Origin of the sequence: Gordonia sesuvii (genome assembly GCF_036350415.1) — a bacterium.
GTDB classification, from domain to species: domain Bacteria; phylum Actinomycetota; class Actinomycetes; order Mycobacteriales; family Mycobacteriaceae; genus Gordonia; species Gordonia sesuvii.
Genome location: NZ_JAZDUF010000005.1, coordinates 1 through 17,017, shown reverse-complemented (window position 1 = coordinate 17,017; position 17,017 = coordinate 1). Strand labels below are relative to the sequence as shown.

General features: G+C 67.4%; 19 protein-coding genes. 9 read left to right on the top strand and 10 right to left on the bottom strand.

The annotated features are described in order from the left end of the window. Positions 1-66: 66 nt before the first annotated feature. The 5 genes from VZC37_RS16860 to VZC37_RS16840 all read right to left on the bottom strand — a co-directional run bounded on the left by VZC37_RS16860 (position 67) and on the right by VZC37_RS16840 (position 4,287). Positions 67-1,218, bottom strand: coding sequence for an acyl-CoA dehydrogenase family protein (locus VZC37_RS16860; protein WP_330433840.1), 1,152 nt, complete (start codon positions 1,216-1,218; stop codon positions 67-69). Between the two features lie 32 nt (positions 1,219-1,250). Further along, positions 1,251-1,913 (bottom strand): TetR/AcrR family transcriptional regulator, encoded by a 663-nt coding sequence (locus tag VZC37_RS16855; RefSeq protein WP_330434423.1) that lies wholly within the window; start codon positions 1,911-1,913, stop codon positions 1,251-1,253. Between the two features lie 4 nt (positions 1,914-1,917). Further along, positions 1,918-3,111, bottom strand: a complete 1,194-nt coding sequence (locus VZC37_RS16850) for an acetyl-CoA C-acyltransferase (RefSeq protein ID WP_330433838.1) — start codon at positions 3,109-3,111, stop codon at positions 1,918-1,920. Positions 3,112-3,254: 143 nt separating this feature from the next. Beyond that, the gene (locus VZC37_RS16845) at positions 3,255-3,575 is read right to left on the bottom strand and encodes a putative quinol monooxygenase (RefSeq protein WP_330433836.1); all 321 of its coding nucleotides are present in this window, start codon (positions 3,573-3,575) and stop codon (positions 3,255-3,257) included. Positions 3,576-3,666: 91 nt separating this feature from the next. Further along, positions 3,667-4,287 carry a TetR/AcrR family transcriptional regulator gene (locus tag VZC37_RS16840; protein ID WP_330433833.1) on the bottom strand — a complete coding sequence of 207 codons (621 nt, stop codon included), beginning with the start codon at positions 4,285-4,287 and terminating at the stop codon, positions 3,667-3,669. Between the two features lie 95 nt (positions 4,288-4,382). On the opposite strand from VZC37_RS16840, the gene VZC37_RS16835 reads away from it, so the two are divergent. The 4 genes from VZC37_RS16835 (at position 4,383) to VZC37_RS16820 (ending at position 7,695) form a co-directional block, all read left to right on the top strand. Further along, positions 4,383-4,985, top strand: coding sequence for a hypothetical protein (locus VZC37_RS16835; protein WP_330433831.1), 603 nt, complete (start codon positions 4,383-4,385; stop codon positions 4,983-4,985). A gap of 85 nt (positions 4,986-5,070) precedes the next feature. Next, complete coding sequence (locus VZC37_RS16830; protein ID WP_330433829.1) at positions 5,071-6,099, top strand: Rieske 2Fe-2S domain-containing protein; 1,029 nt, start codon at positions 5,071-5,073, stop codon at positions 6,097-6,099. Beyond that, on the top strand, positions 6,096-7,187 hold the full coding sequence (locus tag VZC37_RS16825; protein ID WP_330433828.1) for an NAD(P)H-dependent amine dehydrogenase family protein: 1,092 nt from the start codon (positions 6,096-6,098) through the stop codon (positions 7,185-7,187). The genes VZC37_RS16830 and VZC37_RS16825 overlap by 4 nt, the downstream gene beginning before the upstream one ends. A 22-nt stretch (positions 7,188-7,209) precedes the next feature. Further along, complete coding sequence (locus VZC37_RS16820) at positions 7,210-7,695, top strand: PPOX class F420-dependent oxidoreductase (protein WP_330433826.1); 486 nt, start codon at positions 7,210-7,212, stop codon at positions 7,693-7,695. Between the two features lie 5 nt (positions 7,696-7,700). Here VZC37_RS16820 and VZC37_RS16815 read toward each other — a convergent pair whose 3' ends face one another. Then, positions 7,701-8,264 carry a type 1 glutamine amidotransferase domain-containing protein gene (locus VZC37_RS16815; protein WP_330434421.1) on the bottom strand — a complete coding sequence of 188 codons (564 nt, stop codon included), beginning with the start codon at positions 8,262-8,264 and terminating at the stop codon, positions 7,701-7,703. 109 nt (positions 8,265-8,373) lie between these two features. Between VZC37_RS16815 and VZC37_RS16810 the strand changes: the two genes are divergently transcribed. Continuing rightward, the gene (locus VZC37_RS16810) at positions 8,374-9,483 is read left to right on the top strand and encodes an NAD(P)/FAD-dependent oxidoreductase (protein ID WP_330433825.1); all 1,110 of its coding nucleotides are present in this window, start codon (positions 8,374-8,376) and stop codon (positions 9,481-9,483) included. Positions 9,484-9,491: 8 nt separating this feature from the next. Here the strand turns inward: VZC37_RS16810 and VZC37_RS16805 are convergent, their stop codons facing one another. Next, entirely contained in the window at positions 9,492-10,715 is a 1,224-nt protein-coding gene (locus VZC37_RS16805) for a PucR family transcriptional regulator (protein WP_330433823.1), read from the bottom strand. Positions 10,716-10,825: 110 nt separating this feature from the next. Here VZC37_RS16805 and VZC37_RS16800 point away from each other — a divergent pair, with 110 nt between their 5' ends. Next, positions 10,826-12,319 carry a flavin-containing monooxygenase gene (locus VZC37_RS16800; protein ID WP_330433821.1) on the top strand — a complete coding sequence of 498 codons (1,494 nt, stop codon included), beginning with the start codon at positions 10,826-10,828 and terminating at the stop codon, positions 12,317-12,319. A 15-nt stretch (positions 12,320-12,334) separates the two neighbouring features. On the opposite strand, the gene VZC37_RS16795 is transcribed toward VZC37_RS16800, so the two are convergent. Next, the gene (locus tag VZC37_RS16795) at positions 12,335-12,904 is read right to left on the bottom strand and encodes a hypothetical protein (RefSeq protein ID WP_330433818.1); all 570 of its coding nucleotides are present in this window, start codon (positions 12,902-12,904) and stop codon (positions 12,335-12,337) included. A 29-nt stretch (positions 12,905-12,933) separates the two neighbouring features. Between VZC37_RS16795 and VZC37_RS16790 the strand changes: the two genes are divergently transcribed. Together VZC37_RS16790 and VZC37_RS16785 are read left to right on the top strand one after the other, a co-directional pair. Continuing rightward, a complete protein-coding gene (locus tag VZC37_RS16790; protein WP_330433816.1) occupies positions 12,934-13,230 on the top strand; it encodes a hypothetical protein in 297 nt (98 codons plus the stop codon). Between the two features lie 60 nt (positions 13,231-13,290). Then, on the top strand, positions 13,291-14,613 hold the full coding sequence (locus tag VZC37_RS16785) for an NAD(P)/FAD-dependent oxidoreductase (RefSeq protein WP_330433814.1): 1,323 nt from the start codon (positions 13,291-13,293) through the stop codon (positions 14,611-14,613). A 41-nt stretch (positions 14,614-14,654) separates the two neighbouring features. On the opposite strand, the gene VZC37_RS16780 is transcribed toward VZC37_RS16785, so the two are convergent. Further along, positions 14,655-15,242 carry a dihydrofolate reductase family protein gene (locus tag VZC37_RS16780; protein ID WP_330433812.1) on the bottom strand — a complete coding sequence of 196 codons (588 nt, stop codon included), beginning with the start codon at positions 15,240-15,242 and terminating at the stop codon, positions 14,655-14,657. Positions 15,243-15,392: 150 nt separating this feature from the next. On the opposite strand from VZC37_RS16780, the gene VZC37_RS16775 reads away from it, so the two are divergent. After that, the gene (locus tag VZC37_RS16775; protein ID WP_330433810.1) at positions 15,393-15,722 is read left to right on the top strand and encodes a hypothetical protein; all 330 of its coding nucleotides are present in this window, start codon (positions 15,393-15,395) and stop codon (positions 15,720-15,722) included. Between the two features lie 9 nt (positions 15,723-15,731). On the opposite strand, the gene VZC37_RS16770 is transcribed toward VZC37_RS16775, so the two are convergent. Next, positions 15,732-17,017: HNH endonuclease signature motif containing protein (locus VZC37_RS16770; protein ID WP_330433808.1), on the bottom strand; the 1,286-nt coding region annotated here is incomplete at its 5' end.

Below are 17,017 nucleotides of genomic sequence, written 5' to 3'. Positions count from 1 at the left end.
GAAGGCACACTTGCCTCGGTCGTCTCTCACGGAGCCGATCGTCGTCAACTGCAGATGGACTCAGACCTAGAGACCCAGATCCTTGCCGATGATGTCCTTCATGATCTCGGTGGTGCCGCCGAAGATCGTCTGGATGCGCGAATCGGTGTAGGCACGGGCGACGCGGTACTCGTTCATGTAGCCGTAGCCGCCGTGCAGCTGCACGCACTGGTCGATGACACGCTTCGCCAGCTCCGTGCACCACCACTTGGCCTTGGAGGCGTCCACTGCGGTGAGCTCACCGTCGACGACGGCCTTCAGGCAGCGATCGATGTACTGCTCGGCGATGTCGAGTTCGGTGGACATCTCGGCCATCACGAATCGGTTGTGCTGGAAGGTGCCGATCGGCTTGCCGAAGGCCTTGCGGTCCTTGACGTATTGCAGCGTCTCGTCGTAGACGGCGCGGGCTCCGGCAATGGCACCGACGGCGATCGACAGCCGCTCTGAGGGGAGGTTCTGCATCAGGTGGTAGAAACCCTTGTTCTCCTCGCCGAGGAGATTCTCCCGCGGGACGCGCACGTCGGTGAAATGCAGCTCGGCGGTATCAGCGGCCTTCAGGCCCATCTTGTCGAGCTTGCGTCCGCGCTCGAAGCCCTCCATCTCGCGCTCGACGACGAGCAGCGAGAAGGCCTTGTGCCCGGCGGCCGGATCAGGGTTGGTGCGGCAGACCACGACGACGAGGTCGGAGTTGATACCGGCCGAGATGAAGGTCTTGCTGCCGTTGAGGATGTAGTGGTCGCCGTCGAGCTTCGCGGAGGTCTTGATGCCGGCGAGGTCGCTACCGGCGCCGGGCTCGGTCATCGCGACCGCGAGGATGGTCTCTCCGGTGGCCATCCCGGGCATCCAGCGCTTCTTCTGCTCGTCGTTGGCCAGGTGCAGGAAGTACGGGACCAGAACATCGTTCTGCAGGCTCAGACCCGGTGCCGCACTGCCGAAACGCGCGAACTCCTCGACGACTACCGCGTTGAATCGGAAGTCGTCGTCGACGCCACCTCCGCCGAACTCCTCGGGGATGTTGAAACCGAGCAATCCGGCCTCGCCCGCTTTGGCATATGCCTCGCGGTCCACCTGCCCCGCAGCTTCCCACTTCTCGACGTGCGGTGCGCACTCGCGGATCAGGAACTCCCGGGCGGATTGCCGCAGCTGTTCGTGCTCGGGTTCGAAGATGGTGCGTTTCATGGTGTTCCCCTCAACTCCTCTGTCGGTGATGGTCAGGTGTGATCGGTGGTGTCGAACGATGCGCCCACGGCGCGCAGCGATGTCGCCGCGTAGGACTCGGCGACCTGTGCAGGTGACCGGGCACCCTCCGGGCGGTACCAGGTGGTGACCTCCTGGCAGGCGCCGAGCAGATACCGCAACACTTCTCGGACATCGCCCGGGATCTGGAAATCCCCACTCGCCATGCCACGACGCAGGACGTCGGCGAGCAGATCTTCCATTTCGGTCCGCATGCCCACGTAGTGCTGCCGGTGCGGGTTGTCGCTGTCGAGGTAGCGCAGTTCGCGGCCGACGCTGGCGAGTTGGAGGTCCGCGGTCATGTGCAGGACGATCGTCTCGATGGCGTTGGACAGCTGCTGGCGCGGGGTGTCGCCGTCGGCGATCGCCGCACGGACGCGGTTGAGGATCGACGATATCCCCGCCTCGAGCAGCGCCACCAGGATGCCCTGCTTGTTCTCGTGGTGGTAGTACAGCGTCGGCAGGGAAACCCCTGCCCGCGAGGCGATGTCGCGGATCGAGGTGCCGTGGAACCCGCGCTCGTGGAACGCGTCCTTGGCGGCGGCCAGGGTGACCGGCAGGTACAGCGGTTCGACCTGGCGCCAGTCACCCGACGCGGTCGCAACCGCATCGGGTTCGTCGGTCGCCGCCGTCGACATGGCGTCAGACACGCTCGATGATCGTGGCATTCGCCATTCCGGCGCCCTCGCACATCGTCTGCAGGCCGTACCGGCCGCCGGTTGCCTCGAGGTGGTTGACCAGCGTGCTGAGCAGGCGGGTGCCCGACGAGCCGAGGGCATGGCCCAGTGCGATCGCGCCGCCACGCGGGTTCAGTTTGGCCGGGTCGGCCCCGAACTCGTTGGCCCAGGCCAGCGGAACGGGCGCGAACGCCTCGTTGACCTCGTAGGCGTCGATGTCGTCGATCGACAGGCCGGAGCGCTCCAGGATCTTGCGGGTCGCCGGGATCGGGGCGGTCAGCATGAACACCGGGTCGTCGCCGGCCAGCGAGAACGAATGGAACCGTGCGCGCGGGGTCAGGCCGAGTTTGGCGGCCATCGTGTCGCTCATGATCAGTGCCGCCGAGGCGCCGTCGGTCAGCGGCGACGAATTGCCGGGGGTGATGTGCCAGTTGATCTCCGGGAATCGCTGCGCGTATTCCTCGCTGTAGAACGACGGCTTCAGGCCGGAGAGGCCCTCGGCGGTGGTGGTGGCGCGGACGGTCTCGTCGGCGGTGTGGGTGGCGGTGTTGCCGTCGGCATCGGCGACGTCGATCGGGATGATCTCGCGGTCGAAGAACCCGTCGGCCGCGGCCGCGGCGGCGCGCTGGTGGGATTGTGCGGCGAACGCGTCGAGCGTATCGCGGTCGAACTTCCACTTCGCGGAGATGAGCTCGGCCGAAATGCCCTGGCCGACAAGGCCATCGGGGTACCGGGCCGCGATGCTGGGACCGTACGGGCTGCGGCCGACGGTGGTGAAGCCCATCGGCACGCGGCTCATCGACTCGACGCCGGCGGCGATCACCACGTCGTAGGCGCCGGCGATCACACCCTGGGCGGCGAAGTGGGCCGCCTGCTGGCTCGAACCGCACTGGCGGTCGACGGTGGTCGCGGGCACCGACTCGGGAAAGCCCGCCGACAACAGTGCGGTACGCGAGATGTTGAGGGCCTGTTCGCCTGCCTGCCCGACACACCCGCCGATGACGTCGTCGACGAGGGCGGGATCGATGTCGCTGCGCTCGACCAGGGTGCGGAGTACGTGGGCGAGGAGTTCGACCGGCTGTGTCTCCGAGAGGGCGCCGCCTGGCTTGCCCTTGCCCGAGGCGAGGCGGACGACGTCGACGATGACTGCTTCAGGCATGTGGATCCTCCCGGGGATGGCGGTGAGTCGTATCGGCTGGTGACACGCGTTCCGTGACGCGCCGATCTAACGCTCGTTCTACCTGTGTAGCACGCCGGAACCCGCCGGATCAACAAGATCGGCGGGCCCGGTCGGCGCCGGGGCTAAATGGCGCCCAGGTCCGCTTCGCCTGCTCGTATCGGCGTGAAGGTCTTGACGTCGAGGGGCGCGGCCAGCAGATTCGCGATGGCCTGGCCCAGTTCGGCGAGCGCCGGCGCCTGGCCGTGTGTGGCGAGGGCGTCGATCGATTCCCACTTCTCGATCATCACCAGGTCGGTCGAGTCGCCGGTGGCCTCGTGCAATGCGTACTTGAGGCATCCCTTCTCGGCGTGCACCTTGGGGATGGCGTTCAGGACGGCTTCCTTGACGGCCTCCTCCTCGCCGGGCTTCGGGGACAGGGTGGCAACGACGACTACGGGCGACATGTGGTCGAACTCCTGGTGGTTGAGAGACGGAACGATCTGCGCCTGACGTTAGGCCATGGAGCGCGGGCGAATCCGTGCTTCCCGAAACATCTCACCGGTCGAGGTAGGCCACGATCGCATTCGTCAGGCCGCGGCGCGCCTCGTCGAGGTCCGAGTACGTGCCCAACCGTGCCTCGGACACGAGACCGCGCATCGCGCCCGGGATGAAGGCGGCAACCTCACGCACCCGTCCCGGGTCGACATCGAGATCCGCGAATGCCTTCTGACAGGCGTTCGCCCAGCTGTCCTTCCAGGATGCGAGTTCCGCTGCGGTCGCCGGGTACAGCCGCTCCAGTTCGGCGGGGTCGCGTGGCAGGGCGGCCCGCAGGTTCTCGATGGCCCGCGCCTCGGTCGAGGTGAGGCCGAGGAACAGGATGTCGATGATGTCGGCGACCCGTTCCGGTAGCGGTGCGCTGTTGTTCTCGCGGTAGGGCAACTCGCCACGATGTTCGGCGGTTCGTCGCAGAAACGCCGCCCACAGGCCGTCGACGTCGCCGAACTGGTACTTGACGGTTCCCCAGGTGGCGCCGGTCTCCTTGGCGATGCGGTTGGCCGACACCGAGCCCGGTTCGCCGGAGGCCAACGCGGTGACCGCGGCGTCGAGCATCGCCTCCCGGGTGGAGCGCCCGCGCCGGTTGGTGCGTCGCCCCTCGGTACCGGCCTCGCTGGTCATGACGCCCGATCCTAATCGGGCGCGCCCGATCCCAAGTCAACCCCAAGTCGCGTTCGCGATGCTTCTCCCGATCGCCCACCAACCGAGGAGAATCCATGACCGCCGTCGATCCGTCCGTCCACCCCGTCGTCGCGCCGAATCCGGTGCCCACCGTCCGGGCGGGACTCGCCCTGGCGGTGAGTGCGCCGATCTGGGCGGTTGCCCTCGCGGTGGTCGGCGACGACGAGGGTTTCGGGGTGTCATCGCTGGTCGGCGGGGTTGCCGGGCTCGCGTTCCAGTTCTCGCTGCTGGCGCTCCTAGCGGTGCAGTACCGCACCCAGGCGATGGGGGCCGGTCGAGTCGCCCGGGTCGGGTACCGCATCGAGTTCGCCCTGATCGGGGGAGCGCTGGTGTCGACGATCCTGGACATGTTCTGGCTGATCCAGGAGTCCGTCGTCTGGATGATCTTCGACAGTTCCTGGCCGCTGTCGATGCTCGGGATGGCGATCATCGGCATCCGCATCGCCATCGCCGGCCGGTGGACCGGCGCGCTGCGGTGGCAGACCCTGTTCGCGCAGTGCTGGTTCCTGTACTCGATTCCGCTCGTCGCGGTCCCGGCGATCGGGCTGTGGGGTGCGGCGGCCTTCACCATCCTGGGATACGGCGGGCTCGGTGTGCTCCTGGCGCGGCGGCGGCAGATCTGCGTTGTCGACAGATAGGGGGACAAGACCCCCTACCGCAGTTTCGTAGAACCCACTACGATCCTTCTCGACGCATCGTGACCCGCATGCACGAGGAGGTCGAGTGGCCAGGATTCCGCTCTCGATGGAGCCGACCGGGTGGTTCCAGGTCGCGTGGTCGGCGGAGCTCGCGGTCGGCGCGGTACGCCGGATGACGTACTTCGGACGCGAGATGGTTGCGTGGCGCGCGGCGTCCGGAACCGTCGCGGTGTTCGACGCCTACTGCGAGCATCTCGGCGCGCATCTGGGGTACGGCGGACATGTGGAGGGCGAGAACATCGTCTGCCCGTTCCACGGCTGGGAGTGGAATCGCGAGGGCCGCAACGTCTGCATCCCGTACGAGAGCCGCCCGAACAAGGGCCGCCGCATCCGCAGTTATCCGGTCGTCGAGCGCAACGAGGCGATCTGGATCTGGTACGACGTCGACAACCGGCCACCGCATTTCGACGTGCCGGACATCTTCGCCGATTTCGGGGACGACAAGACGGCCGACGACTACTACCCGCCGGTCCCCGCGGCCACGCTGTTCCGCGAGCAGTTGGAGATCCATCCGCAGTACATCATGGAGAACGGCGTCGACTTCGCCCACTTCAAGTTCGTGCACAAGACCCCGTTCATGCCGGAGTTCACCCGGCACGACTTCTCCGGCCCGGTCTCCTACGTCGACTTCACCATCGCGTTCGACGAAGGGGCCACCCTCGAAGAAGCCACCAGCGGAGTCGAATCCATCAACGCCGGCCTCGGCTGCTCGGTCACCAAGAGCTGGGGAATGGTCGACAACCGGACGATGCCGGCGGTGACCCCGGTCGACGAACACACCTCCGACGTCCGTTTCACCGTATGGATCGGGCGCAAACCCGGCGAGGAGTCCGGACCGATCACCGACTACGGAAAGACGATGGCCGACTTCGTGATCGAGCAGTTCGAGGCGGATATCGAGATCTGGCGTCATCAGCGCTACTCCGACCCGCCTGCGTTGTCGCGCAAGGAGTATCAGGGTTTCACGGCGCTTCGGGCGTGGGCCACCCAGTTCTACCCGGACGGAGTGGCGATGCCGAACCTCCGGCCCGACAAGCGAAAGGTCGTGTCATGACAACGACTCCCACCCGGCCGATCCGGGTGTTCCAGGTCGCCACCGGCAACGTCGGTACCGAGATGATCGGACGTATCCGCAACCATCCCGACCTGGAACTGGTGGGCCTGCACTGCTATTCGCCGGACAAGGTGGGCCGCGACGCCGGGGAGATCGTCGGGATGGAGCCGATCGGGGTGACCGCCACCGGGACGGTCGAGCAGATCATCGCGGCCGAGCCCGACGTCATGACGTTCCACGGCGTCTTCCCCGACGAGGACCTCTACGTACAGGTCCTCGAGGCCGGCATCGACATCGTCACCACCGCCGACTGGATCACCGGATTCCACCGCAACACCAACCATCCACACCCCAGCGGCCGCAAGACCACCGAGATCCTCGAAGACGCCTGCCAGAAGGGTGGTTCCACCTTCTACGGCACCGGCATGAATCCGGGTGCCGCACAGGTGATCGCGGTGGCGCAGTCGATGGATGTCGCCGACATCGAGAACGTCACCGTCACCGAATCGGTCGACGTGTCATGCCACCACTCGGCGGAGACGTGGAAGGCGGTGGGGTACGGACGGCCGGTCGATGACCCCTCGATACCGGAGTCGTTGCGGACGTACACCGAGGTGTTCGCGGACTCGGTCTACCTGATGGCCGACTGCTTCGATCTGGAACTCGACGAGGTCGCGTTCAGCTATGAGCTGGGCGCATGCACCAAGGACGTCGACCTCGGCTGGTACTTCCTGCCGGAAGGGTCGCTGGGTGCCAACTACATCAAGTACCAGGGGATGGTCGACGGCGTGCCGCGCGTCGAGACGCACCTCGAATGGCAGATGACGCCCTACACCGATCCCGCGTGGGACATCAAGGGCTGCTACATCACTCACATCACCGGTGACCCGTCGGTGTACTCCAAGCACATGATCTTCCCGAGAGCCGGGGTCGATCTGTCCGATCCGGCGTCGTTCGCGTCGATCGGGATGACCGTGACCGGGCTGCCCGCGTTGAACGCGATCTCCTCGGTGGTCGCGGCCCGGCCGGGCATCCTCACGAGTGCGGACATGCCGCTGCGCGGGTTCGCGGGGCGGTTCCGGGTCTGATCGTCGGCGTAAGGTCGAGACCATGGCCCGAACAGTTGCGACCTCCGACGCCGTCGATCGAACCGAGCTCCTGGACTTCATCCGTCCGCGGCACCGCATGCTGCTCAGCACGATGCGCCGCGACGGCACCCCGCAGTTGTCGCCGGTCTCCGGTGGCGTCGACGACGCCGGCCGGATCGTGATCTCCACGTATCCGACACGGGCGAAGGCCGCCAACATCCGGCACACGCCGGTGGCCAGCGTCTGCGTGCTGTCCGAGGAATGGAACGGTGCGTGGGTGCAGGTGGACGGCGACGCCGAGGTACTCGACATGCCGGACGCCGAAGACGGGCTCGTCGACTACTTCCGCTGCATCTCCGGCGAGCACCCGGACTGGGACGAGTACCGGGCCGCGATGCGCCTGCAGGGCAAGTCGCTGATCCGGATCCTGCCCACCCGGTGGGGGCCGATCGCCACCGGTGGATTCCCCGCCGACGTCGCCGAACGACTCGACGCTGCCGACGCCTGACCGGATCAGGCAGAGGCCTTGGCGAACTCGATGGTCAGCTTCGAGTTGAACGCCGGCAGATCGTCGGGATTGCGGCTGGTGATGAGTGCGTTCGGGCCGGAACGGCACACCACGACCTCCTCGTCGACCCACTCGGCACCGGCGTTGCGGAGGTCGGTCTGCAGACTCGGGTAAGAGGTGACCGTGCGGCCGCTCACCACGCCCGCCTCGATGAGCGTCCACGGCGCATGACAGATGGCCGCGACGGGCTTCCCGGCATCGACGAACGCCTTCACGAACGCGACCGCATCGGAGTTCGCCCGCAGGAAGTCGGGATTGGCGACGCCACCGGGCAGCACGAGCGCATCGAAGTCCGCGACGCGTGCGTCGCCGACCGTCACGTCGACGGGGAAGGTGTCAGCCCGGTCGAGATGGTTGAACGCCTGGATCTCCCCGTCTGACGTGGACACCAGGCGCGGGGTACCGCCGACCGCCTCGATGGTCTTCCACGGTTCGGTCAGCTCGACCTGTTCGGTGCCTTCGGGGGCGACCAGGAACGCGATCGTGGTGCCGGCGAGCTCTTCGGGCATGTCGAGTCCTTTCTCGGATCGGATCTTGCGTGTCGGGACGCGTACCCGCACCGACGGTGCCGCAAACCGAAGGTGCCGATAGTTCCCGGCGCGGGCGTAGCGTGGGGTCATGGTCGACTCGTCCGATGTCGCACGATCCGACGTCGCCGTGGTGGGCGCCGGCATCGTCGGTCTCTCGACGGCGTATCACGCAGCGCGGCAAGGTTATTCGGTCACCCTCTATGAATCGGGCCGACCCGGGTACGGCCAGTCCGCCGGTCATTCGCGGATCTTCCGCCACGCGCACGACGATCCTCGCCTGATCCGGCTCGCGGTACGGGCGCGCGAGCAGTGGGACGCGCTGACCGACGAGTTCGGGGTCACCATGGTCTCGGAGGATGGGGCGGTCGCGCTCGGTGACGCGGTGGATCGGCGGCTGCCGTTGCTGCGCGACGCCGGGGTGGCCGCCGCGGAACTCGACGGTGACGACCTGCGTGAGCTCCTCCCGCTGCTGGGCGAGTACGAGGGCATGGCGATGTTCGATCCGGGCGGCGGCTCGATCCACACCCGCGCCGCCATCGGCGCGCTGGCGGAACGGTTCTCCGACCGCATCGTCGGCGAGCAGGTGATCGCGCTGTACCGCGACGGGGATGGGGCGGTGGTGCGCACGCCGACGACGCAGGGCGTGCACGACGCCGTTGTCGTCTCCGCGGGCCGGGGAACGGCGGCGCTGGCGCGTGGCGCCGGCATCACCGTGCCGGTCCGCCTGGGTGCGCATGTGCGGGTCTCGTTCGCGACCCGCGAACCTGTGTCCCGGTTGCCGACCCTGCAGGACGGCAGCGGATATTTCGGCGCCACCGGGGTGTATGCCGCCGCCTACCCGGACCGTTCCGGATACGGGCTGGGATTGTCCGACCACGTCGACGCGCACGACGACGGCGCCATCGACGACGGTCCACGGCTGGCGGAGTTCGCCGACGCCGCCGTCGGCTACGTCGCGACGGCGCTGCCCGGCCTGGACCCGACCCCGCGGGACATCGTGCACTGCTGGGTGACGACTCTGCCGTGGGGCGATGACGGGATGGCGATCTGGCAGTCGGGTCCGATCGTCGCGGTCGCGGGCCACAACCTGTTCAAACACGCGCCGGTCATCGGCGACGCCCTGGTCGAGACGGTCGCGTCAGGTCGGGTGCCCGACGACTTCACGCCGGCCGCCCGGCTGGGTGCGGCAATTCCGTAACAGATCACTCAGGTCGCGGGTGGGGACGGCCGCCACCGCAGGATCTCCAGGGCGGCCGCGATGTCGACGATGTTCTCCGCGACCGGCCGGGGCATCAGCGTGTCCGCGCGTGCGAGTCGGCGGATCACCGTGTTGCGGTGGGTGTACAGGCGATCGGCGGTGCGGGAGGTGTTGCACTGCTCGGCAATCCAGGTGCGCAGCGTGTCGATGATGTCGGGATCGGCGGTGGCGAGTCCGCCGAGCGTGTCGGACAGGAATTCGTCGGTGGCCGTGGCGTCGGAGGTCAGCAGTGAGATGAGACGCACGTCCTCGTGGCGTGCGACGTGCGGTGCCGACGTGTACTGGGCCATCAACCGCTGGGTGGACAGGGCCTGGAAGTGGCTGCGACGGAAGCCGTCGAGGCCGCGGCCGGGCTGGCCGACGGCCACGCGGACCGTCGGGTGATCGGGGAGGTCGCGGATCGGCGGGACCCGCTGCACCGGCAGCCACACCCAGAGGGTCGCCGCGCTCGCGATGACGGTGAGTCGGTCATCGGCTGCGGTTGCCTTCGCCATCGCATCGGCGACCGCCTCGAGGTCCTGAACCGCGGACGCTCCCGGTTCACTCCAGATCGCCGCCGCCACATGCGGACCACTCAACCGGTAGCCGAGCCGCGCCTCGGCGCGGTCGGCCGGGATCGGGGCGCCTTCGAGGAGCAGCGCCACCGCCTGGCGACGCTCGGCATGCGTGCCGCGGGTGAGGTCGGCGCGCTCGGCGTCCATCCGCTCCGACATCGCCGAGACAGTGTCGTCGATGAACGTCGAGATCGACAACGACGAGATGTCCAGGAGCTCGCGCAGTTCGGCGGGATCGTCGGTCAGCTCGAAGCAGATCTCCATCCACCGTCGCCACGCGACGCTCTGCGCTGTGCGGTATGCGTCCAGCGATGATTCGCCCAACCCGCGTCGGACCAGGTCGCGTGCCGTGTCGAGGACGTGGCCGGTGATGTTGACCGGTACCCGTTCGCCCGGGTCGCGGACGTTCGACGCGGCCCAGTGCAGCATGTTGGCGAGATTGGTGCGGCGGGTGCCCTCGGCGAGCACGGGGTCGTCGGCGACCGGGCTCATCCGCACCCCGCCGAGGGCGGCGTCGTGCATCTCCTGAATCCAGGCGTCCGGGGGCGCCAGCACGATCTCCGCGCCGCGCCGCAGCAGTTCGCGGACCCGGTCAGTGGAGTCAGGCCAGTCGCTCATACGAACAGTCTGCACCACTCGAGCCGGCCAGATGTTGCACCTTGTGGCTGGCGTGATCGGCGAATGATGTCCATGCTGGGAACAACCGTGCCGACAAGCAGAGGAGCAACGTGTCCACTTCGACAGCGACCGAGACGCTCGACGTACTGATCATCGGAGCGGGTGTGTCCGGGGTTGGCGCAGCCCGGTACCTCACCACCGAACACCCGGCCCGGTCGTTCGCGATCGTCGAGGCGCGCGGGGTCGCCGGTGGCACGTGGGACCTGTTCCGCTATCCGGGCATCCGGTCGGACTCCGACCTGTACACGTTCGGCTACGAGTTCAAGCCGTGGCGAGACAAGCAGGCCATCGCCGACGCGCCGCGCATCCTCGATTACCTGCACGAGACGATCGACGAGAACGGGCTGACCGATCTGATCCGGTACCAGCACAAGGTCGTGTCGGCCGCGTGGTCGTCGGAGGATGCGCGGTGGCTCGTCGACATCGATCGTCTCGACACCGGGGAGCGCATCCAGATCAGTGCGCGGTGGATCTTCTGCGGGTCCGGGTACTACGACTACGACGAGGGGTTCAGTCCGGATTTCGAGGGGCGTGAACGCTTCCGTGGACAGATCGTGCATCCGCAGCACTGGCCCGAGGATCTCGACTACGCGGGCAAGCGTGTCGTGGTGATCGGTAGCGGTGCCACCGCGGTGACGCTGTTGCCGGCGATGGCCGACGAGACCGCGCACATCACGATGCTGCAGCGGACGCCGACCTACGTCATCCCGCTACCGCGCGAGGACGACATCGCGAACACGCTCAAGAAGGTGCTCGGCGACAAGGTCGGGTATGCGGTGACACGGCAGAAGAACATCGCGCAGCAGCGGCTGCTTTTCGAGCTGTGTCAACGCTTCCCGAAGCAGGCCCGTCGGGTGATCCGGAAGATCAACCAATCCCAGCTGCCCGACGGCTATCCCGTCGACGAGCACTTCAACCCGCCGTACAACCCGTGGGATCAGCGGCTGTGCGTCGTCCCCGATGCGGACCTGTTCCGCACCATCCGGAAGGGCAAGGCGTCGATCGTCACCGACCGCATCGCGACGTTCACCGAGAACGGCATCCTGCTCGAAAGTGGCGAGGAGCTCGAGGCCGACATCATCGTCACCGCGACCGGCCTGAACATCAAGGTGGTCGGCGGGATCGACCTCACCGTCGACGGTGAGCCGGTCGCCCTGACAGACACGGTGGTGTATCGCGGAATGATGCTGTCCGGTGTGCCGAACTTCGCGATGGCGATCGGTTACACGAACTCGTCCTGGACCCTGAAGATCGGGCTGCTGTGCGAGTACTTCTGTAAGTTGCTGGGGCACATGGACCGTCACGGCTACGACAGCGTGCGGGCCGTCGCCGATCCGGCGATGCCGACTCGCCCGCTGCTCGATTTCGGTGCGGGCTATGTGCAGCGTGCGCTGGGGTCGCTGCCCAAGCAGGGGCCGAAGGCGCCGTGGGTGATGTCGATGAGCTACTACACCGACCGGCGGCTGCTGCGTGGCGATGTCGCCGACGAGAACCTGCGTTTTGCGACGGCACGCGACCGGTCCGGGGAGCGTGTCACGGTCTGAACTCCTGACTGATCGTCAGTGGCTGTGCGCGAACACCTGGACACTGAGAACGATGAGTCCGATCACCACGAGTGTGATGAGCGCTGCGAGTTTCTGCCACCACGTGACCTCGGCGTTGCGCACCGCCAGCCAGCCGGTGAGGCCGAGCGTGCCGATGTAGACGAACCCGGCGATGAGCAGCGCGGTGTCGAGCTCGAGAATGCCGATCCATGCGGCGACGATCAGTCCGATGGGGACGACCAGGGTCTCGAGGGCGTGGCCGGCGATCCGGAGCAGGGTGCGGATCTCGTTGCCCCGCGGGAAGTGGCGGTGGACCGACAGGTGCGCGATGCCGTCGGACGCGAAACCGGCCAGGATCACCGCGAGCACACCCATCGACAGGATCTCGAAGGCGTAGGCGGCGCTGTGGTGGTCGGCGCCGTTGTAGAGGGTCAGCACGATGGCCAGTCCGGTGAAGGTCGCGTACACGCGTTCCTTTAGGAACGTCACCGCGACGTTCGGGGGCTGGACGGCCGGGTCGTCGTGGTCGAGGGGCTGGGCGGGGTCGACGGGCTGGGCGGGATCGAGGCCACCTGCTTGGCTCATGTTCGTATTGTGGGCCTAAGGTGGCCGGCATGCCCCTCAACGCCACGGTTCTCGTCTCGTCGGTCGGCCTCGTCGGCGGGTACGCCGCCGCTCGCTACAGCGGTCGCCGGGAACTCGGCGGTGTGGTGCTGGCCGTCGCCGGCGCGTGGTGCACGCGGGAGTGGGCCGACCGGGGCCCGGCCGTCGCGTCGGGACTCCTCGCGACCTATCTCGGGGCGTTCGGTGCGTCGCATCCGCTGGCCAAGAAGATCGGGGCATGGCCGTCGGTGTTCGCGGTGACCGCCGCCACGGCGGGAACGACGTATGCGGTGACCCGGCGGGGCTGACACGCGGTCGAAGGTCGGAACCGCTGAGGGAGTCCCCGGGTTCTGGAACAATCGGCAAGCGTGACCACTCAGCGTGCGAACGGTAGGCCACGTGTGGTGATCGTCGGCGCAGGTCTGGGTGGGCTGCAGACCGCCCGCAGGCTCAAGCGGGCCGATGTCGACGTCACTGTCGTCGACCGTGGGACGAGCCACCTCTTCCAGCCACTGCTGTATCAGTGTGCGACCGGCTTGTTGTCCGAAGGTGCGATCTCCAGCCCGATCCGACATCTGCTGCGCCGGCAGCGGAATGCCGACGTCGTGTTGGGGGAGGCCGAGGAGGTCGACGCGGAGGGGCAGACCATCTCGGTGTGCCGGCCGGACGGCTCGTCGATGACCATCGGCTACGACCATCTGGTGGTCGCGGTCGGGATGCGAACCGCGTATCACGGCAACGACGAGTTCGCGCAGTATGCGCCGGGGATGAAGACCCTCGATGACGCCCTCGCGATCCGGCGACGCATCATCGGCGCGTTCGAGGTGGCCGAGACGATTCCGGATGCCGAGCAGCGTCGAGAGTGGCTGACGTTCGCGGTCGCCGGCGGCGGGCCGACCGGTGTCGAATTGGCCGGGCAGATCCGGGAACTCGCAACGCTGGCGCTGCAGAACGAGTTCCGCACCATCGACCCGGGTGAGGCGCGGGTCTTGTTGCTGCACGGCGGGGATCGGGTGCTGCCGTCGTTCAGTCCGAAGCTGTCGCACCGCGCGCAGACGATCCTCGACCAACTCGGCGTCGAGACGCACCTGGGTGTGCATGTGACCGACGTGACCGCCGATGAGGTGGAGACGACGTCGAAGTCCACGCCGCACGAGGTGATCCGGTATCAGACCCGGACGACGTTGTGGAGCGCCGGAGTCGAGGCGGTCCCGTTTGCGGGTGTGGTGGCGCGGGCGCTGGGCGTCGAGCAGGACCGCGGCGGGCGGATATCGGTGGAAGCCGATCTGTCGGTACCTGGTCATCCGAACGTGTGGATCGTCGGGGACATGATGTCGCGCGACAATCTGCCGGGTGTCGCCGAGGTCGCGATGCAGGGTGGCCGCCACGTCGGTGCGGTCATCGCGCATCTCGCCGGGGACGGCACCGAGCGGGCGCCGTTCAGGTATCACGACCTGGGCAGCGCTGCCTACATCGCGCGGAGGCACGCAGTCGTCGAGGCGGGCAGGCTGAATCTGTACGGTTACATCGGCTGGGTGGCGTGGGGGATCATCCACATCGCTTTCCTCGCCGGGATGCGTAATCGGCTCGGCACCGTGATGAATTGGAGTGCAACCCTTCTCACGGATTCACGGCGAGAGCGCGCGATCACCTACGGCGATCCGGAGACCGCGCGGCGGCCGTATCGGTGAGTCGTCGTTGGGTGGCGTCGTAGGTCGGCCGCGTTTGTAGATCAACAGTGTTCGTAGATCATCAGGCTCACGCCGCTCTCGAAGGGCTGTGCGGACCGTAGTCGGAAGCGGTCGACCTCTGGCGTCGTCGGCGGCGCGAGCAGCGGTACCCCCGTGCCGAGGACGACCGGGTGTAGTTTCAGATGGATCTCGTCGATCTCTGTGCGGAGCGAAGCGGCAAGCGAACCACCGCCACAGAGCCAGATGTCGCGGCCCCGTTCGGCTTTCACTGCGCGGACGTGCGCGATCGCGTCCGACGTCACGAGTTCTATTGATTCCGCCGGGGTCGCGTCGAGGGTGGAAGAGAACACCAGGTGCCGCAGGTGCGGATAGGCGTCACTGACGCCTTGCGACCTCCCGATCTCATAGCTGGCTCGTCCCTCCAGCACCGTGTCGAAATGGCGGGGTTCGACGTCGCTCATCCCGATCATCGGGCGCACATGGAACGGGATCGTCTCCGGATACTCATCCAGCAATGCCGAGGCATGGTCACCCTCGAGCTCGAAAACCGTTCCGGACGGGTCGCTTCCGGCCGACGCGGCGATGAACCCGTCCAGCGTCGCGGCGACGAGATAGATCAGCTTGCGCATGTGCACCTCCGGCGTCGACGGTAACGGTCGGTGGCGCAGCGGAACAAGCGATTTCCCGCGACCCGGTTTCGGGACCACTACCTCGCAGGTAGTGGTCTCGATGCCGTTTCGGTCGGAGGATGGAGGTACCCGGATCTCAGGAGGTGCGCCATGACATCGCGCAGCCATTCTCTATCGATTCCCGTTGCGGCACCGACAGAGTCGAGCCCTCGATGGCTGACCTTCGTGATGTGGTGCGACCGGTGGGGATCGTACTGGTACATCGTTGCCGGCTTCTTCTTCGCGCCGGTGTTGATCATCCTTGAACCGTGGCAGGGTGCCGTCACCGTGGCCTGGATTCTCATCTCCCTGGTGGGCCTGTGGCTCGGCATCCTCGGCATCCTCATGACGATCGGACTCGCCAAAGTCCTTCGCGCAGGGGAGGAGATCTCCGAGGATTACTGGTGGTCGTTGCTAGGCGAGCCGCCGTCTTCACGGTGAGTGTGCCGGTCACCGTGGGTAGGTGATGATGGTTTCGCCGGTGCGTAGGTTGCGCCAGGTGATGGTGCGGTCGGTGTGCATGGTCGGCACCCAGCCGCCATCGTGCTTGCGGTGGTGGTCGGGTCGGCAGAGTGGTGCGAAGTTGAAGGGCACGCTCCAGCCGCCGGCCAGCGGGTCGGCATGGTTGAACTTCACCAGGTGGTCGAGCTCGCACTCGTGGGACGGGCGACTGCAGTAGGGGTAGCGGCAGCGCCGATCGAGGTAGGTGATCTCGGCGCGCATCCGGTCGGGTGGTCGGTAGATCAGGGCTCCGGGTGGTGGGATGTCGAATCCGCCGTGTCCGGTGGGGTCGATGGGTGGTGCCAGGGCTCGGTCGCCGACGATGATCAGTCGGCTGGCCGGTTTCGGCGTCGTGAGGGTGGGGGTGGTGATGATCTTCGCCCGCTGCGCCAGGTCGGCCGCGTGCGCGGGATCGATGGCCCCGTAGCCCTGCAGCCGGGTCGGTTCGATGCCGGTGGGGTCGTGCAGGAGCGTCCAGGCCGGTGGGGTCGGGAGGTCGGCGGGCGCTGGGTCGGGGGCTGTCTGTTCGGTGCTGTCGTCGGCGTCGTCGGCGTTGCCGGTGTCGTCAGCGGTGTCGGCGTCGGTCTCGGCCGTGTCGCCATCGCCAGTGCTATCGAGGTTGGCGATGTCGGCGTCGGGCTCGCTGTCGGTCTCGGCGACGTCGTGGTTGTGGGCGCCGTCCGTGGTGTCGGCGGTGTCATGGTTCTCGGCGGATGCGGCCGGTTCGGTGTCGGTGGGATCGGTGTCGGTGGGTGCGGTGATGGACGCGCTGCTCGGCGACCGACCAGTCTCGTCGTCGCCGTCGCTCGGGTCGGTCTCATGGCCGGTGGTGTCGGCTGTCTCCGGGTGGGTCTGACTCGCTACATTGCCGCCGGCGGTGGGCGCCGCCGTCTTCCGCTTGCCGCGCCTGGTGCGGACTTGTCCTGCCGTGCAGGTGTCCTCGCCGCATTCACACGCCAGGCTGGCGCCAGGGATGCCGACGATCTCGCCGAACGCGAGGATGCGTTGGCGGCCGAGGGTGCGCGGGTCGTTCTTGCACACGCGTGCCGCGACGAGCTTGGTGATGCGGTCACGCAGGTGCACGCCGTGCTCGGCGGGCATGCAGGCGTCGAGGTTCATGTGCCCGCCGGCTTCGTTGCTGAAGGTGATGTTCTCGAACGCTTCGGCGATCGCATCCCGGGATTCGGCAGCACCGTCGGGGTCGAGGCTGATGACCGCGTCGGCCAGGTCGTCCC

Coding starts and splice junctions, on each gene's coding strand:
- VZC37_RS16860 (WP_330433840.1), bottom strand. CDS start 1,218: ATGAAACGCACCATCTTCGAACCCGAGCACGAACAGCTGCGGCAATCC.
- VZC37_RS16855 (WP_330434423.1), bottom strand. CDS start 1,913: ATGTCGACGGCGGCGACCGACGAACCCGATGCGGTTGCGACCGCGTCG.
- VZC37_RS16850 (WP_330433838.1), bottom strand. CDS start 3,111: ATGCCTGAAGCAGTCATCGTCGACGTCGTCCGCCTCGCCTCGGGCAAG.
- VZC37_RS16845 (WP_330433836.1), bottom strand. CDS start 3,575: ATGTCGCCCGTAGTCGTCGTTGCCACCCTGTCCCCGAAGCCCGGCGAG.
- VZC37_RS16840 (WP_330433833.1), bottom strand. CDS start 4,287: ATGACCAGCGAGGCCGGTACCGAGGGGCGACGCACCAACCGGCGCGGG.
- VZC37_RS16835 (WP_330433831.1), top strand. CDS start 4,383: ATGACCGCCGTCGATCCGTCCGTCCACCCCGTCGTCGCGCCGAATCCG.
- VZC37_RS16825 (WP_330433828.1), top strand. CDS start 6,096: ATGACAACGACTCCCACCCGGCCGATCCGGGTGTTCCAGGTCGCCACC.
- VZC37_RS16820 (WP_330433826.1), top strand. CDS start 7,210: ATGGCCCGAACAGTTGCGACCTCCGACGCCGTCGATCGAACCGAGCTC.
- VZC37_RS16815 (WP_330434421.1), bottom strand. CDS start 8,264: ATGCCCGAAGAGCTCGCCGGCACCACGATCGCGTTCCTGGTCGCCCCC.
- VZC37_RS16810 (WP_330433825.1), top strand. CDS start 8,374: ATGGTCGACTCGTCCGATGTCGCACGATCCGACGTCGCCGTGGTGGGC.
- VZC37_RS16805 (WP_330433823.1), bottom strand. CDS start 10,715: ATGAGCGACTGGCCTGACTCCACTGACCGGGTCCGCGAACTGCTGCGG.
- VZC37_RS16795 (WP_330433818.1), bottom strand. CDS start 12,904: ATGAGCCAAGCAGGTGGCCTCGATCCCGCCCAGCCCGTCGACCCCGCC.
- VZC37_RS16790 (WP_330433816.1), top strand. CDS start 12,934: ATGCCCCTCAACGCCACGGTTCTCGTCTCGTCGGTCGGCCTCGTCGGC.
- VZC37_RS16780 (WP_330433812.1), bottom strand. CDS start 15,242: ATGCGCAAGCTGATCTATCTCGTCGCCGCGACGCTGGACGGGTTCATC.
- VZC37_RS16775 (WP_330433810.1), top strand. CDS start 15,393: ATGACATCGCGCAGCCATTCTCTATCGATTCCCGTTGCGGCACCGACA.